Source organism: Luteimonas flava (assembly GCF_036584485.1).
Classification (GTDB): domain Bacteria; phylum Pseudomonadota; class Gammaproteobacteria; order Xanthomonadales; family Xanthomonadaceae; genus Luteimonas; species Luteimonas flava.
In genome coordinates, this window is sequence record NZ_JAZHBM010000003.1 from 472,594 (window position 1) to 487,243 (window position 14,650).

The window sequence follows — 14,650 nt, forward strand, 5'->3', positions numbered from 1 at the left end:
CGCACGCACGCGAGCGCCTACTGGATCAGATTCACCTGCAGCACCGCGGTGTCGGTCAGCAGGCCGAAGTGTCCGGTCGCGAGGGTGTGGCTCCCGGTCTCGCCCGGCAGGGTCGAACTGTGCACGCCGGCGACGGTGCAGACGCCGCCGTAGCAGACGATCTGGTCGATCCAGGATTTGATCGAGTAGGTCTTCATGCCCAGCGGCTTGCCGGCCAGCGATGCCAGCAGCGGACTGTTGATCGACAGACCCTGCGCGCCGCAGGTCGAAGTGACGACATTCCACGGATACGTGCCGCAGCTCCACAGGCCGCGATACGCACCGGCGATGCCGACGAAGGTCGCGACATCATTGGCGAGGCCGTAGTTGACGATCTGCTTCGCCGCCAGGGTGACGCCCATCGAGTGGCCGATGACGTCGATCCTGCCCGTGCACGAGCGCGCGATCGCCTCGACCAGCGCGTCGAGCACCGGCGTCTCCTCGCTGCCGCTGTGGTCGTTGCACGCGGCGCAGGTCTTGCTGCCCCAGTTCGGACGCAGGATCTCGAAATCGGTCCACCCGCGGGCGCGCAGTTCCACGTAGGTGTTGTCGAAATGCGCGGGCGTGCCGGCATTGCCGTGCACCAGTACCACGGCGTCGCGGCATGCGGCTTGCGCGGCCGAGGCGAAGAAGGCAACCAACAGGATCAGCAGCAGTCGCAGCAGCCGCGTGTCGCGGCGATCAAAGGATCGGAGCATCGGACATCTCCCACGGCCCGCAGGCCGCACGCAGGTGGCGCGGCCGACGGCGCCGGTCGCGAGCCGGCCATGTGGGGGAGAGGGCCAGTGGCCGGATGTCAGCACGCACGCGCCACGCGCGGCATTGGACCTTCGGCCAGTCGTGACGGCGTGCGCGTTTGCGGCGTCAGGGCTTCTCGCCGACCCAGACCTGCATCTCGACCGTCTGCAGCAGGCCGTAGTTGGTCAGGAACGCCACATCGGCCGCGTCGCGTCCGTAGGCGACGACGATGCGTCCGCCGCGCGGCGCCGACTGCGTCGCGTCGAAGGTGTACCAGCGGCCGTCGAGATAGGCCTCGAACCAGGCGTGCAGATCCATCGGTTCCAGACCATGCAGATAGCCGACCACCATGCGCGCGGGAATCCGCAGGCTGCGACACAGGGTGATGCCCACGTGCGCGTAGTCGCGGCAGACGCCGGCGCCGTGCCCCATCGTGTCGAGCGCATCGGTGGTCGCATCGCTGACGCCGTAGCGGTATTCGATATGGCGCCGGATCCACGCGACGATCGCGCCGACCTGACCGGCACGCGGGCCCGCCTCGTCGACGATCTCCAGCGCACGCTCGAATGTGCGGTCGCTCGGGCAGTAACGGCTCGGCAGCAGATATTGCAGCGTGTGGTCGGGCAGGGCGGCCGGTGGCATCGGTGCGGTCCACGGCGCGACCGCGATGTCGCGTTCGGTCTCCACTTCCAGTTCGGTGCGGATGCGCATGCGTCCGCTGTGCACGACGAAGCGCTGGCACAGATTGCCGAAGGAATCGACGAATTCCGTGGGCCGCACATCGGGATCGAACGCGTAGTGCTCGCTGACCAGCCACTGGGCCTCGCCGCTGCGGGGACGGAGCATGGCCACGACCGCGCAGTCCACCTCCGCTTCGACGACGAGTTCGCAACCGGCCAGCAGGCGCATCGTGCATCCAGAAGAGGGAAAGACGCAGCGTGGGCGTCGCGGCGTGTAGCGGGTGTCGCGGCGGACCTGCGCGCTGGCGGCACCCGGCCCATGGGCGTAGGCTGACGCGCATTCCAGTCGGCTACATGCGTCCATGCACGATTCGAACCAGGCGCAGCGTGACGTCGAAGCCGTCGCCTGCATCGCCGCGGTCCCCAAGATCCTCGAGGTCATCACCCGCACCACCGGCCTGCGTTTCGCTGCCGTCGCGCGCGTGACCGATGACCGGTGGACGGCCTGCGCGGTACGCGACGAGATCGCATTCGGTCTGCAGCCGGGCGGCGAACTGGAACTGCGCACGACCATCTGCAACGAGATCCGTCAGCACCGCCAGCCGGTCATGTTCGGTCATGCCAGCGAAAATCCGCAGTTCGCAGATCACCAGACGCCCCGGCTTTACGGGCTGGAGAGTTACATCTCGGTGCCGATCCATCGGTCCAGCGGCGAGTTCTTCGGCACGCTGTGTGCGATCGATCCCCTGCCGTCGCGGGTCGAATCGCCGGAAACGCTGCAGATGATGGAGCTGTTCGCCGAACTCATCGGCGCCCAGCTCGAAAGCGACGAACGCCACGCGCTGAGCCAGGCTGCGCTGCACACCGCGCTGGACGTCGCCAAGATGCGCGAGCGTTTCATCAACGAGGTCAGCGACGATCTCAAGGAACCGATCCAGGCGCTGGTCATGGACGCCTATCTCATCAAGACGACACCGGGGCTCGACGCCCAGACCCGTGCGCGCGTCGCCGACATGGAAACCAATCTCTGGCGCATGGCGGCGCTGGTCGGCGGCATCGTGGATTTTGCTTACGACAAGCTGGTCACGGGTGCGCCACTGTCGCGCACGCCTGCCGCCACGCTGGCCGGCGAACTGCAGCGCGTGCTGACGCAGGTCGTGAGTGCATATCCGCAACGCGCACTGGCGACGCATGTACGGATCGACGCCGATGTCGATTGCGACCCGGCGCGCCTCGGCCAACTGATGGTGAACCTGGCGATCAACGTGCTCCGGCACGTGGCGTCGGACGTGACGGTGTCGCTGGACGCCTCGACGACGGCCGGCGAGCTGCGGCTCGCCGTCGAAGCCCCCGGCCTGGCGCTGCCGGATGACGCGCTCGACAGCGTCGCGGGACCCATCACGCGCCGCCCCGGCATGGTGCGCGAGCCGCGTGCGTGGGATTTCTTCATCGCCGGCGAGATCGCGCGCGCGCATTCGGGCGGTATCTCGGTCGTCCCGGCGCCGGGCGGCACCCGGCTGTCGTTCGCGATGCCTTTGCAGGCGTTGCAGGACGTGATGCCTGTCGCGACGTCGAACGCCATCGCGGCGGGTTGAAAGCCAGCATCGCGCGTCGCGCGTAAGCAGGCACTAGCCGAATGCGGCGTCGGCGTCGGCGCGAGAGAATCGGCCGGACGGCATCACGCATCCCAGCGAGGTCCATGGATTCACGGCCGGGCGACGATGCAGGCGCGAGCGTGGAGCTCCCCCGCACACAGGAAGATCCCGATGAGCCAGCCCGCGCAGCAGCAGGACGTCCCCGGCGTCGAATCGAAACTCGATCCACCCGCCGACCACGGCGAAGACAGCTATCGCGGCAGCGGCCGACTCGCAGGCAAGGTCGCGATCATCACCGGTGGCGACAGCGGCATCGGCCGCGCGGTCGCACTCGCGTATGCGCGCGAAGGTGCCGACGTGCTGGTGAGTTATCTCAACGAAGACGAGGACGCGCGCGAGACGCAGCGCCTGGTCGAAGATGCGGGCCAGCGCTGCACCCTCGTGCCCGGCGACATCGCCGATCCCGCGCACTGCCGCGCGATCGTGCAGAAGACCGTCGACGTGTTCGGCCGCATCGACATCCTCGTCAACAACGCCGCCTACCAGATGAGCTACGACTCGCTCGACGAGATTCCCGACGACATGTGGGACTACACCTTCCAGGTCAACGTCGGCGCGATGTTCCACCTGTGCAAGGCCGCGGTGCCGCACATGCAGCCGGGCGCATCGATCATCAACACCAGCTCGATCAATTCCGACAAGCCCAAGGCGACGCTGCTGCCGTATGCGGCGACGAAGGGCGCGATCGCGAACTTCAGTGCGGGTCTCGCGCAGTTGCTGGCCGACAAGGGCATCCGGGTGAACTCGGTTGCGCCGGGCCCGATCTGGACGCCGCTGATTCCGTCGACGATGCCGCCGGACGAAGTGGCCTCGTTCGGTTCGCAGGTGCCGCTCAAGCGTCCCGGCCAGCCGGCCGAATGCGCGCCGATCTACGTTCTGCTCGCATCGGACGAGGCGAGCTACATGAGCGGCGGCCGCTATGCAGTGACGGGTGGCGCGCCGATCCTCTGATCCAGCTGAGCGTTTCCGAAATGGCGCTGCGCCACGCGCGATTTCTTCACCCGGGCATTGCGGAGTGCGGTGCATATCGTTCCCACCCTGCAATCCAGCAGGCCGGAGACATCACGTGGACAAGAATCGCAGCGAAGGCATCAAGAACCAGGTCAAGGGCACCGCGAAGGAAGTCGTCGGCAAGGTCACGGGCAACACCTCCAAGGAAGTGGCCGGCAAGGCACAGAAGACCGCCGGCAAGGTCCAGAGCGCGGTCGGCAAGGCCAACGACGACGCCCGCAAGGGCCGTTGAAGCGCCGGCAGGTGTCACGGACGGGCGGCTTCGGCCGCCCTTTTCGTGTGTGCGGTCTGGAGTGCCGCTGTTTCGGGATGGCCAACCACCGCTCGATACGGGCGTCACTGGCCAGATCGCGAGATTTGAGCACCTCTCCCTCAGGGAGAGAGCCTGCCCCGGACCTGATCCGGGGTCGACGCGCGAAGCGCGTCGGGTGACGGTCCGTCCCCCGCGCGAAACAATCCCGAGAAAGCGTGTGCGTCGTTAGACGCGCCTGTCCGCGCTCAAGGCGCCGTCACCCGCTCGAGTTCTTTCAGCATCGCGAACGCCGCAACGCGCGAACTCCCGCACATCTCAAGCGCAGGCCGCAGCGATCCGCAGAACGCTGGCCGCTCCGGTCGCCCGAATAGACGACACCGCAGACGATCATCGAGCTGCACGCATGCCACGCCGGCCGGCTTGCCATCGGGCATGCCCGGAATCGGCGAGGTGATCGAAGGCGCGATGCAGCAGGCCGCGCAGCCGTCCCGGCATTCCACGACGGATCAACGCGCGCCGCGCACGATCGCGATCGCCAGCAGCACCAGGCCCGCCGCGTCCAGCAGCGCCAGTGGCACCGTCAGCAGCGCGAAGGTCATCTGCGCCTGCGCCGCCGACATCGCAGCGTTGACGACGTACATCTGCAGCAACGGCCAGCCGAACATGCCCAGAAGATTGGAGAGCAGCAGCAGCGTGAAGCCGAGCAGGCCCGCGCGGCGCGATGCGGGCGACAGCGTCCCGCGCTGTGCGACCAGTACCAGACCGACGGCCAGCGCGATCAGGATCGGCAGTCGGCCCGGCAGCTGGCTGACGAGCATCATCAGGAGTTCGCGAAGGTCCATGACCCGACTCAGTCCGCGTTGACCAGCAGTGCGCTGCGCGACTGCAGCGACTCGAACACCGCGTCGGTCTCGGGGCGCACGCCGTGCCACAGCGCGAAACTTTCGGCGGCCTGTTCGACGAGCATGCCGAGCCCGTCGATCGTGTCGCGACATCCGTGCGCGCGCGCCCAGGCCAGGAACGGCACCGAAGCTTCGCCGTAGCTGAGATCGACGGCTGCGGTGCGCATGCCGACCAGCGAGCGTGGCAAGGCGAGCATCGCGCCGCCGCGGCCGGCCGAGGTCGCGTTGACGATCAGTTCGAACTCGCCCAGCTCGCCGAGCTGTTCGAGATAGCGCGGATGCACGCGTCCCGGTTCGCCGAGCGCATCGGCCAGCGCGTCGGTCCGGGTCGCCGTGCGGTTGACCACGTAGAGCTCGCTGATGCCCGCATCGAGCAGTGCCGGTGCCACGCCGCGCGCCGCGCCGCCGGCGCCGACCAGCAGGGTCCGACGCCCGCGCAGGTCGAGCCCGTGGCGTTCGGTGAGATCGCGGACCAGTCCCGCGCCGTCGGTGTTGTCGCCATGCCAGGTTTCACCCTGCCGCACCAGCGTATTGACCGCGCCCGCGCGTGCCGCGCGCTCGCTGCGCGTCGATGCCAGCCCGTGCGCGAGTTCCTTCAAGGGCAGCGTGACGTTCGCGCCGGTGCCACCTGCGGCGGCGAATGCCGCGAGTGCCTCCGCGAACGCCTCGGGCGCCGTATCGATGGCGTCGTAGGCGATCGTGATCCCGGTCTGGGCGCCGAACGCGGCATGGATGCGGGGCGACAGTGAATGCGCGACCGGGTGACCGAACACGGCGAGACGGGCAGGCGACATGGAAGCCTCTGAATGCGACACGCCGGGCTGGCGTCGGCGCAGTCTAGCGGCGCGATGCGGTGCCGGCGTCACGAAGCGGCGTGTCCACCCGACGCCCCGGTACGGAAAAAAAGTGACCGGGGCATGCGCTGTGCGGGGAAAAAAGTTGTATACAACGTCACAGAACCGATGGCGTGGCACGGCAGGGGGCTCGCCTGTCATCGGAGGGAAGGATGTCGATGCAGTCGGCAGTCGGACGGCATCGTCGTTTGGGTCTGGCAGGTTCCATCACTAGGGGATACATCCGCATGTCACGCATTCGAAAGGCCGGGGTGGCGTCTGCCCTGCTCGGCCTCGCCGTCGTCGCGGTCGCGAGTACCGCACTTCCGTCCCGTGTCCCGGCCATCGGGAACGCGGTCGATTCCGCCAAGGCCAGCGTCGGTTCGCTGTTCGGCGCTGCGTCGTCCGATACGAGCGTCGCGACCGCAGGCGGGGGCCGCGCGGCCACACCCGCTGCGCCGGCCGCACTGTCGTCCGGCACGCCCGAGCGCTATATCGTGGTCTTCGAAGAGCCTGCGCTCGCCGGCTACAAGGGCGAGATCAGCGGCCTCGCAGCGCCCGCCCGGCGCACCGATGCGCGCGGCAAGTCGCGCCTCGACGTGAAGAGCGCGACCGCGCGCAATTACGTCAACTATCTGCAGGGTCGCCAGTCCGACCTCGTCGGCGCCATGGCGCTGCGCGTCGGCCGTCCGATCGACGTCGAATACCGCATGCAGCACGCGCTCAACGGTGTCGTGGTCGAGCTGACCACCGCCGAAGCCGCGCGCGTCGAGCAGCTGCCCGACGTGCAGCTGGTCGAGGCCTATCGCGAGTACGTGCTCGACACCGACACCGGTCCGAGACTGATCGGCTCCGAAGCCGTGTGGGACGGTACGTGGGCCGGCGCGACCGGCCAGTTCCAGGGCGAAGGCATCGTCTACGGCATCCTCGATTCGGGCATCAACTTCGGCGCGCCGTCGTTCACGGCAGTCGATCCGATCGACGGCTACCAGCACGTCAATCCGCTGGGTGCCGGCAATTATCTCGGCACCTGTGCGCCGGGCGGCGTCGACGCCGGTCGCTGTAACGACAAGCTGATCGGTGGTTACAACTTCGTCTGCGGCGCGCCGGGCAACCAGTGCGGCGTTGCCAATGTCCGCGAAGAGCCGGGCTTCGGTGACACGAACGGCCACGGCAGCCACGTGGCATCGACCGTCGCCGGCAACCGCCGTGACGCGCTGTTCCGTGGCAATACGCGCCGCATCTCCGGCGTCGCACCGCGCGGCAATATCGTCGCCTACGACATCTGCTACACCGAGATCTCGACCGCGCGTGGCCTGTGCCCGAACAACTCCGCAGTGGCCGCCGTCAATCAGGCGATCGCGGACGGCGTCATCGACGTGCTGAACTATTCCATCGGCGGCGGCGCGGCACCGTGGAGCGAAGCGGTGTCGCTGGCGTTCCTCAACGCCGTCGATGCCGGCATCTTCGTGGCCTCCTCGGCCGGCAACAGCGGTCCGGGCCCGAACACCATGGGTCATCTGGAACCGTGGGTGTCGTCGACGGCTGCCGCGCAGCACGGCCGCGGTTCGTTCGCGCTCGCGCTCAACGTGACCGGTCCGGGCACCGTGCCCGAGCCGCTGCGTCCCGTGTTGATCGAGGAAGGCACCGGTGGCGTCGCGTTCAACGCCACGATTCCCGCTACGACGCCGCTGCGGGTCAGCAGCCGAATCGATACGGCTGACGACGGCTGTACGGCGTTCCCGGCCGGCACGTTCCAGGGCGCGATTGCCGTGGTTCGTCGCGGCACCTGCTCGTTCACCATCAAGGCCGATGCCGCGAAGGCTGCAGGTGCGGTCGCCGTGGTGATCGCCAACAACGCAGCCGGCGGCATCATCCCGTCGGTGCCGGGCGCCACCATCCCCGTCTTCGGCATGCCGCAAGCCGATGCCAACCTGCTGCGTGATTTCGTACGCACCAATCCGACCGCGACCGCCGGCGTGCTGTACCCGCCGCTGGTACTGACGAACACGGTCGACGCACTCGGCGCCTTCAGCTCGCGCGGTCCGGCGGGCACGTTCGATCTGGTCAAGCCCGACGTCACCGCGCCCGGCGTGAGCATCCTCGCCGTCATCGCGGGCACCACGATCACCGGGTTCGAGAACGCGGTCGATCTGTACAACGGCACCTCGATGGCCTCGCCGCACCAGGCCGGTGCTGCGGGCCTGATCCGCCAGGCGCGTCCGACGTGGACGGTGCCGGAGATCAAGTCGGCGCTCGCGCTGACCGCCAAGACCGAAGTCTTCAAGGAAGACCAGGTCACGGTGGGCACGCCGTTCGACAAGGGCAGCGGTCGTATCCAGGTGGATCGCGCGATCAATGCCGGGCTGGTGATGAACGAGACCAAGGCGAACTACCTCGCGGCCGATCCGGCGCAGGGTGGTGACGTGTCGGCGCTCAACCAGCCGAGCATGGCGAACCGCAACTGCTACCAGAGCTGCAGCTTCGTGCGCACGTTCCGCAACCCGCACGGCAGCGCGTCGAGCTGGCGTATCAGCTTCACGGGCGTCAACGCAACGGCCGTGCCGTCCACGCTGAAGGTACCGGCCGGTGGTTCCGCATCGGTGCGGATCACCATCAACTCCCGTGCACAGGCGGCCAACGGCACCTTCAGCTTCGGCGAAATGCGTCTGGAGTCGACGGGCCCGATCCTGGGTGTGCAGCGCGCACCGCTGACGCTGCCGATCGCGATCGCGATCCAGGCGCCGGTGGTCAAGCTGCCCGAATCGATTTCGCTGGCACTCGCTGCGGGTCGTAGCGGCACGGCGGTCGGTTCCGTCGGCAACGCCGGTGGGTCGCCGCTGATGTACTCGGTCGACAATGCAGGCAACGGCGCTCTGCCGCTCGCCGATCGTCTGCGCGGTACGTTGACGAACGGGTATCGCGGCATCCATCGCACCGATGCAGGTACGCCTGTGGCGCAGATGGTGGCCGATGACTTCGTCATCGAGTCACCGACGCGCCTGACCTCGATCTTCAATGAAGGCTTTGCGGTCGGTGGCACCTTCACGGCAACGCAGGTGGGCTGGGCGATCTTCCCGGATGTCAACGGACTGCCGGCCGGCAATCCGGTGACGACCCCGAATGCTGCGGTATGGCGTTTCGTGGGTGCGACCAATGCCCCGGGCGTCCAGGTCTCGGGCACCAATCTCGGCTTCAACTTCAACGCAGCGGGTCAGAACAATGTCGTGCTGCAGCCGGGTCGCTACTGGCTCGTGGCGTACACGCGTGGCGCGTATGCCTCCACCTGGGCGTGGTACGCGTCGCCGGCGGGTAACGGCTCGTTCGCGTTCATCGAGGTGGCATCCTCGGGTGCGGGCAGCTGGTCCCTGCTGAACAACTACGCAGGCCTGTCGATGCAGGTGCGCGGCGAAGTGAGCTGCGGCGCGCCGTGGCTGGGTGCGGTCACGCCGGCTTCGGGCACGGTGCAGGCAGGCGCGAGCCAGGCCAACCGTCTGGCGGTCAACGCGGCCGGTCTGGGCGCGGGTCGCCATGTCGGCCACCTGTGCGTGAGCAGCAATGATCCGGCGACGCCGAAGGCAGCCGCTCCGGTGGTGCTGACGGTCAACTGATCGATCGGTTCAAGTGTGACGAGAACGCCCGGGCTTGCCCGGGCGTTTTCTTTGGTGGCGTCGAGCCGGATTAACGCAGTGCGCGGTACGCGCGGCGACGAGGCAGACGTCGCGCACCCGTGTGCGGCTGGAAAGCAGAACGCCCGGCAATGCCGGGCGTTCGTCGTTGTCTCGAGACGCCGCGCGCAGTGCGCGGGCCGGGCTCAGCCCGCGCGCAGCCAGCGTGCGGCGTCGAGTGCGAAGTAGGTCAGCACACCGTCGGCACCGGCGCGCTTGAAGCCGAGCAGGGCTTCGAGCGCGCACTTGCGCTCGTCGAGCCAACCGTTGGCGGCGGCGGCCTTGAGCATCGCGTACTCCCCGCTGACCTGGTAGGCGAACACCGGCACGCCGAATTCGTCTTTCGCGCGGCGCACGATGTCGAGATACGGCATGCCCGGCTTGACCATGACCATGTCGGCGCCTTCGTCGAGATCCTGCGCGATCTCGCGCATCGCCTCGTCGGAGTTGCCCGGATCCATCTGGTAGGTCGACTTGTCGGCCTTGCCGAGCGCGCCGGACGAACCCACCGCATCGCGGAACGGGCCGTAGAACGCGCTGGCGTACTTGGCGGCATAGGCGAGGATGCGCGTGTGCACGTGGCCGTCGGCTTCGAGCGCGTCGCGGATCGCACCGATGCGCCCGTCCATCATGTCGCTGGGCGCGACCACGTCGGCACCGGCGCGCGCATGGCTCAGCGCCTGCTGCACCAGCGCATCGACGGTGATGTCGTTGACCACGTAGCCCCCGGCATCGGTGATGCCGTCCTGGCCGTGCGAGGTGTAGGGATCGAGCGCGACGTCGGTGATGACGCCGAGGTCCGGGAAGCGCGACTTCAGGGCGCGGATCGCGCGCTGGCACAGGCCGTCGTCGTCCCAGGCCGCGACCGCGTCGAGCGACTTGGCCTCGGGTGCGGTGACCGGGAACAGGGCGAGCGCGGGAACGCGCAGTTCGCTGGTGGTCTCGGCGACGCGCAGCAACTCGTCGATCGACAGACGCTCGACGCCCGGCATCGACGGAATCGCGACGCGGCCGTCGGCCTCGTGCACGAACACCGGATAGATCAGATCGTCGGCGGTGAGCGTGGATTCGCGCATCAGCCGGCGCGAGAAGTCGTCGCGGCGCATCCGCCGCATGCGGGTATCGAGTCGGGCCATGGAGCAGATTCTACGCCTGCGCACCCGGCGATCCCCTGCGACGGCGGGTCGCAGGGGATGTCGGCTGAAGTGGGAGCGACCTGAGTCGCGACTCGGATCCAGCGTCGGCGCCGGTCATTCTGACCACGCAGCACCGCAACCGCCTGTCGCGCGCGAGCGCGCTCCCACGCAGTGCGATCAGCCGATGTCGTGCACGCCGTCGATTTCCAGCGCCAGCTCGCGGCGGCAGATCGCTGCGTGCAGCACCACGCGCGGCAGGCGGTCGCCGAAACGCGCGTCGAAGGCGTCGGCCACGGCGGGCAGATCGGCGGCGTCGCGCACGTAGACCTTCAGGCGCGAACCCGGGCCGAAGGCGGCCGGCAGTTCGGGTCGGTGCGTGCGCGCCGAGGCGATCAGCGCGTCGAAATTCGCGAACGTCTCGTCGAGCTGGGCCAGCAGTTCGCCTTCGTGCTGCGAGGCATGGCCGACGACGCTGGCCGTGCCCGACAGCATCAGCGGAATCGCGCTGCCGGCCGGCGGCAGCATCGCGCGGGCGAAGCTCGGTGCCTGCGGGCCGTACTGGCGCGGGTACCGGTAGGCGCTGACCTGACGCGGATTCTCGACCGGAATGCCGGGCACGCGCGCGGCCAGCCAGTAGACCTGGATCGTGCGCGCGTCGTCGCAGCGGCCGATTGCGGTCGCGGCAGGCAGCTGGGAAGTATCGAAGCTGCCGAGGCCGCGTGCGCGACCCACGCAGAACTGGCGGTAGCGCTCGGTGTCGCCGTCGCCGTGGGTGATCGCGTCGAGGTAGTTCCAGATCCGCAGCAGGTGCGGAAATTCGCTCTTGCCGATGAAGCGGGTCAGTTCGCGGTAGGCGTGTTCGGCGGCGAGCAGGATGCCGCTGTGATCACCCGCGCCGGTGTGGCCTTCGGGCTCGTCGACTTCGATCGCGCCGAACATCAGATGGCCGTCGGTCGACCACGCGATCTCGCCATCGCGACCCGCGTGCACCGGCGCGCGGCCGCGCCAGACTTCCAGCGGCGCCGCACCATAGGGCTGCAGCGGCACGCGCAGCCAGCGCGGGTCGTCGATCGCGGGCACGGCGTCGCCGAAGCCGAGCACGGCGAGCACATCGGACTGCGCGAGCAGGTCGGCCGGCGCGGTGCCGTCGACGTAATCCACGCGCAGGCGCGGCAGCGATTCGGGGTGCAGCGGTACCGCTCGGCTCATGGATTGCCCTCGTGCAGGGTGTCGCCGCGGAACTGTTCGCGGACCTGGCGGCGGCGCGCGAACCAGCCGCGCAGCGCGGCGGGTGCGATCGCGATCGCGTTCACCGCATAGACCAGTCGGAACAGACGCAGGCGGCGCAACACCGCGGGATTGTCGAACACATCGCCGGCGAGCATCGAGATCACCGCCTGTTCGAGCTGCCAGTCGTTGCGCGGCGCGGCGAACAGGCGTTGCATCACCGGCGTGGTGAAGCGGTGGATGAACCAGCTGAAATGGCGCAGGCCACGGCGCAGGCGTCGTTCCATCGCGCGTTGCAGTGCGCGCTCGGACGACGGATCGCGCAAGGCGCCGTCGACGACGTCGGCCGCTTGCTCGGCGCTGTTCATGCCCAGGTAGACGCCCGACGAGAACACCGGATCGATGAACGCATAGGCGTCGCCCGCCATCACCCAGCCCGGTCCGGTCATGCGCGTACACGCATAGGAATAGTTGCCGGTGGCGTGCACCGGGGCGACGCGTTCGGCGCCAGCCATACGCGAGGCGACCGATGGCGTGCGCAGCAGCGTGCGCATCAGGAACGCCTCGTTGTCGAGACCCTGGCGCTGCTTGAGATATTCGGGGAAACACACCGCGCCGACGCTCATGACGTCGTCGCCGAGCGGAATCAGCCAGTACCAGCCGTATTCGAAGCGGTCGACGGTGATGTTGCCGGCGTCGTCGCCGTCCCGGCGCTGCACGCCGCGGAAATGGCTGAAGATCGCCGCCGACTGGTGCTTCGCGCTCTTGCGCTTGAGCTTGAGCTTGCTGCCCAGGAACGTGTCGCGGCCGCTGGCGTCGACGAGGTAGCGCATCGCCACATCGAGCCGGCCGCCTTCGGCATCGCGCGCGACCGCGCCGGTCGGACGTCCGTCGGCATCGTGGACCAGCGATTCGACCTTGACCCGCATGCGCGCGTCGACGCCGTTGGCGCGTGCGTTGTCGAACAGCATCGCGTCGAACTCGGAGCGGCGCACCTGGAAGGCGTAGCCGAACTTCGGATCGAGCGCGCGATCGAAGCGGAACACGTGGGTGGTGTCCTCGGCATCGTGCACCGGGAAATCGGCACCGAGCTTGAGCGTGCCCATCGCGCGCACCTGCTCCAGCACGCCGAGGCGTTCGAGGATCGGCAGGTTCATCGGCAGCAGCGATTCGCCGATGTGGAAGCGCGGGTGCACGTCCTTCTCCAGCAGCAGCACCTTCCAGCCGCGCCGCGCGAGCGTCGTGGCCGCGGTGGTGCCCGCCGGGCCGCCGCCGATGACCAGCACGTCGACGTCGAGCCGGGCGGACTCGGAAGTGGCAACGGCGGTCGCGATCGGGCTCATTCTGGATCTGGGGGTGGTGCGGGCAGTCGCGCATCATAACGGGAAGCCTCCACGACGGCCCGGAGTGCTTGCGCGCGCGGGTCCGATGCCGGATCGTGGCAGCACTGTCATTCCACGGAAGCCCCGATGTCCGCCCAAACCGAAGCCGAACGCGCGCTCGCCGACCTGCTGGTCGAGAGCCTGAACCTGGAGGACGTGCAGGCGGCCGACATCGATCCCGAGGCGCCGCTGTTCAATGCCGGCCTGGGGCTGGATTCGATCGACGCGCTGGAACTCGCGCTGGCCGTGAGCAAGCGCTACGGCTTCCAGCTGCGTTCGGACAACGACGAGAACCGGCAGATCTTCGCCTCGCTGCGCGCGCTGTCGGCGCACATCGAGCAGCACCGCACCACTTGATCCTGCTGCTGCAATTGCTGCTGGGGCTCGGTTACACGGCCCTGGCGCATCTCGCCAGCCGCTGGCACCACGACGGCCTCGCGCTGGGCGCGCTGGCGCTGCTGATCGCGATGGTGGTCATCGAACCGCTGCTGGCCCGGCGCCCGTGGGCGTTCATCGCCACACCGCTGCTGGCCTGGGGCGCGTGGGCGCTGTACGCCGCCGGGCATGCCGCGTTGCCGCTGCTGCTGGTGCCGGTGGTGTTCGTGGTCGCGATCGCCTGGCTGTTCGCACGCACGCTGCGCGCCGGCTCGGTGCCGCTGATCACCCGCATCGTGCTGGGCATCGAGGGCGGCGACGGTCCCGAGGCGCTGGGCCCGGATCTGCGCCGCTACACGCGCACGCTGACCGCCGCCTGGGCGGGTGTGCTGCTGCTGATGGCCGGCGCGAACCTGCTGCTCGCGCTGATCGCCAGCCCCGCGGGCCTGCTGGAAAGCGTCGGCGTGGCGTCGCCGCTGCCGATCACCCAGGAGCAGTGGTCGCTGTGGGCGAACCTGCTGAACTACACCGTGATCGGCGGTTTCTTCGTCATCGAGTTCGCATTCCGCAAACGGCGCTTCCCGGGCCGCTACAGCGGATTCTTCGATTTCCTGCGCAAACTGGCGGGTCTGGGCCCGGTGTTCTGGCGCGATCTGCTGCGCTGACGCGGCATTTGCTGAACGCATCGAGCGCGATGTGCGGCGGCCACACGGGATATCCTATCCGCTCATGGAATACCGACAGACCCGTG

At 68.5% G+C, this 14,650-nt stretch carries 14 protein-coding genes; 6 read left to right on the forward strand and 8 right to left on the reverse strand.

Annotation, left to right across the window (positions count from 1 at the left end):
* Positions 1-17: 17 nt before the first annotated feature.
* Both V3391_RS14550 and V3391_RS14555 read right to left on the reverse strand, forming a co-directional pair.
* Positions 18-737: an alpha/beta fold hydrolase gene (locus V3391_RS14550; RefSeq protein WP_332079166.1), complete on the reverse strand. Its 720-nt coding sequence runs from the start codon at positions 735-737 to the stop codon at positions 18-20.
* A gap of 166 nt (positions 738-903) precedes the next feature.
* Positions 904-1,686 (reverse strand): transglutaminase family protein, encoded by a 783-nt coding sequence (locus tag V3391_RS14555; protein WP_332079167.1) that lies wholly within the window; start codon positions 1,684-1,686, stop codon positions 904-906.
* 133 nt (positions 1,687-1,819) lie between these two features.
* On the opposite strand from V3391_RS14555, the gene V3391_RS14560 reads away from it, so the two are divergent.
* The 3 genes from V3391_RS14560 to V3391_RS14570 all read left to right on the forward strand — a co-directional run bounded on the left by V3391_RS14560 (position 1,820) and on the right by V3391_RS14570 (position 4,355).
* Positions 1,820-3,052, forward strand: a complete 1,233-nt coding sequence (locus V3391_RS14560; protein ID WP_332079168.1) for a GAF domain-containing sensor histidine kinase — start codon at positions 1,820-1,822, stop codon at positions 3,050-3,052.
* A gap of 171 nt (positions 3,053-3,223) precedes the next feature.
* Complete coding sequence (locus tag V3391_RS14565) at positions 3,224-4,063, forward strand: SDR family oxidoreductase (protein ID WP_332079169.1); 840 nt, start codon at positions 3,224-3,226, stop codon at positions 4,061-4,063.
* A gap of 115 nt (positions 4,064-4,178) precedes the next feature.
* On the forward strand, positions 4,179-4,355 hold the full coding sequence (locus V3391_RS14570) for a CsbD family protein (protein ID WP_232133980.1): 177 nt from the start codon (positions 4,179-4,181) through the stop codon (positions 4,353-4,355).
* A gap of 266 nt (positions 4,356-4,621) precedes the next feature.
* Here V3391_RS14570 and V3391_RS14575 read toward each other — a convergent pair whose 3' ends face one another.
* Genes V3391_RS14575 through aroE form a run of 3 tightly spaced genes read right to left on the reverse strand, consistent with a single transcriptional unit; the run spans position 4,622 to position 6,072 of the window.
* Positions 4,622-4,876, reverse strand: a complete 255-nt coding sequence (locus tag V3391_RS14575) for a YkgJ family cysteine cluster protein (protein ID WP_332079170.1) — start codon at positions 4,874-4,876, stop codon at positions 4,622-4,624.
* A 6-nt stretch (positions 4,877-4,882) separates the two neighbouring features.
* Complete coding sequence (locus tag V3391_RS14580) at positions 4,883-5,218, reverse strand: hypothetical protein (RefSeq protein WP_332079171.1); 336 nt, start codon at positions 5,216-5,218, stop codon at positions 4,883-4,885.
* Positions 5,219-5,226: 8 nt separating this feature from the next.
* Positions 5,227-6,072: a shikimate dehydrogenase gene (aroE, locus tag V3391_RS14585; RefSeq protein WP_332079172.1), complete on the reverse strand. Its 846-nt coding sequence runs from the start codon at positions 6,070-6,072 to the stop codon at positions 5,227-5,229.
* A gap of 287 nt (positions 6,073-6,359) precedes the next feature.
* Between aroE and V3391_RS14590 the strand changes: the two genes are divergently transcribed.
* Positions 6,360-9,722: a S8 family serine peptidase gene (locus V3391_RS14590; protein WP_332079173.1), complete on the forward strand. Its 3,363-nt coding sequence runs from the start codon at positions 6,360-6,362 to the stop codon at positions 9,720-9,722.
* Positions 9,723-9,925: 203 nt separating this feature from the next.
* On the opposite strand, the gene hemB is transcribed toward V3391_RS14590, so the two are convergent.
* From hemB to V3391_RS14605, 3 genes are all read right to left on the reverse strand, one after another.
* Positions 9,926-10,915 (reverse strand): porphobilinogen synthase, encoded by a 990-nt coding sequence (gene hemB / locus V3391_RS14595; protein ID WP_332079174.1) that lies wholly within the window; start codon positions 10,913-10,915, stop codon positions 9,926-9,928.
* 177 nt (positions 10,916-11,092) lie between these two features.
* Positions 11,093-12,124 (reverse strand): chorismate transformation FkbO/Hyg5 family protein, encoded by a 1,032-nt coding sequence (locus V3391_RS14600; RefSeq protein WP_332079175.1) that lies wholly within the window; start codon positions 12,122-12,124, stop codon positions 11,093-11,095.
* On the reverse strand, positions 12,121-13,485 hold the full coding sequence (locus tag V3391_RS14605; RefSeq protein ID WP_332079176.1) for an NAD(P)/FAD-dependent oxidoreductase: 1,365 nt from the start codon (positions 13,483-13,485) through the stop codon (positions 12,121-12,123). The genes V3391_RS14600 and V3391_RS14605 overlap by 4 nt, the downstream gene beginning before the upstream one ends.
* Positions 13,486-13,611: 126 nt before the next feature.
* Here V3391_RS14605 and V3391_RS14610 point away from each other — a divergent pair, with 126 nt between their 5' ends.
* Positions 13,612-13,881, forward strand: coding sequence for a phosphopantetheine-binding protein (locus tag V3391_RS14610; RefSeq protein ID WP_159680767.1), 270 nt, complete (start codon positions 13,612-13,614; stop codon positions 13,879-13,881).
* Positions 13,878-14,564 (forward strand): COG4648 family protein, encoded by a 687-nt coding sequence (locus V3391_RS14615; protein ID WP_425497267.1) that lies wholly within the window; start codon positions 13,878-13,880, stop codon positions 14,562-14,564. Before V3391_RS14610 ends, V3391_RS14615 begins: the two co-directional genes overlap by 4 nt.
* Positions 14,565-14,650: the final 86 nt, after the last annotated feature.

What these genes read in the sequence shown, in the direction of transcription:
- V3391_RS14610 (WP_159680767.1), top strand. Translation starts at nt 13,612, where the DNA reads ATGTCCGCCCAAACCGAAGCCGAACGCGCGCTCGCCGACCTGCTGGTC.
- V3391_RS14600 (WP_332079175.1), bottom strand. Translation starts at nt 12,124, where the DNA reads ATGAGCCGAGCGGTACCGCTGCACCCCGAATCGCTGCCGCGCCTGCGC.
- V3391_RS14560 (WP_332079168.1), top strand. Translation starts at nt 1,820, where the DNA reads ATGCACGATTCGAACCAGGCGCAGCGTGACGTCGAAGCCGTCGCCTGC.
- V3391_RS14550 (WP_332079166.1), bottom strand. Translation starts at nt 737, where the DNA reads ATGCTCCGATCCTTTGATCGCCGCGACACGCGGCTGCTGCGACTGCTG.
- aroE (WP_332079172.1), bottom strand. Translation starts at nt 6,072, where the DNA reads ATGTCGCCTGCCCGTCTCGCCGTGTTCGGTCACCCGGTCGCGCATTCA.
- V3391_RS14565 (WP_332079169.1), top strand. Translation starts at nt 3,224, where the DNA reads ATGAGCCAGCCCGCGCAGCAGCAGGACGTCCCCGGCGTCGAATCGAAA.
- V3391_RS14580 (WP_332079171.1), bottom strand. Translation starts at nt 5,218, where the DNA reads ATGGACCTTCGCGAACTCCTGATGATGCTCGTCAGCCAGCTGCCGGGC.
- V3391_RS14605 (WP_332079176.1), bottom strand. Translation starts at nt 13,485, where the DNA reads ATGAGCCCGATCGCGACCGCCGTTGCCACTTCCGAGTCCGCCCGGCTC.
- V3391_RS14555 (WP_332079167.1), bottom strand. Translation starts at nt 1,686, where the DNA reads ATGCGCCTGCTGGCCGGTTGCGAACTCGTCGTCGAAGCGGAGGTGGAC.
- hemB (WP_332079174.1), bottom strand. Translation starts at nt 10,915, where the DNA reads ATGGCCCGACTCGATACCCGCATGCGGCGGATGCGCCGCGACGACTTC.
- V3391_RS14590 (WP_332079173.1), top strand. Translation starts at nt 6,360, where the DNA reads ATGTCACGCATTCGAAAGGCCGGGGTGGCGTCTGCCCTGCTCGGCCTC.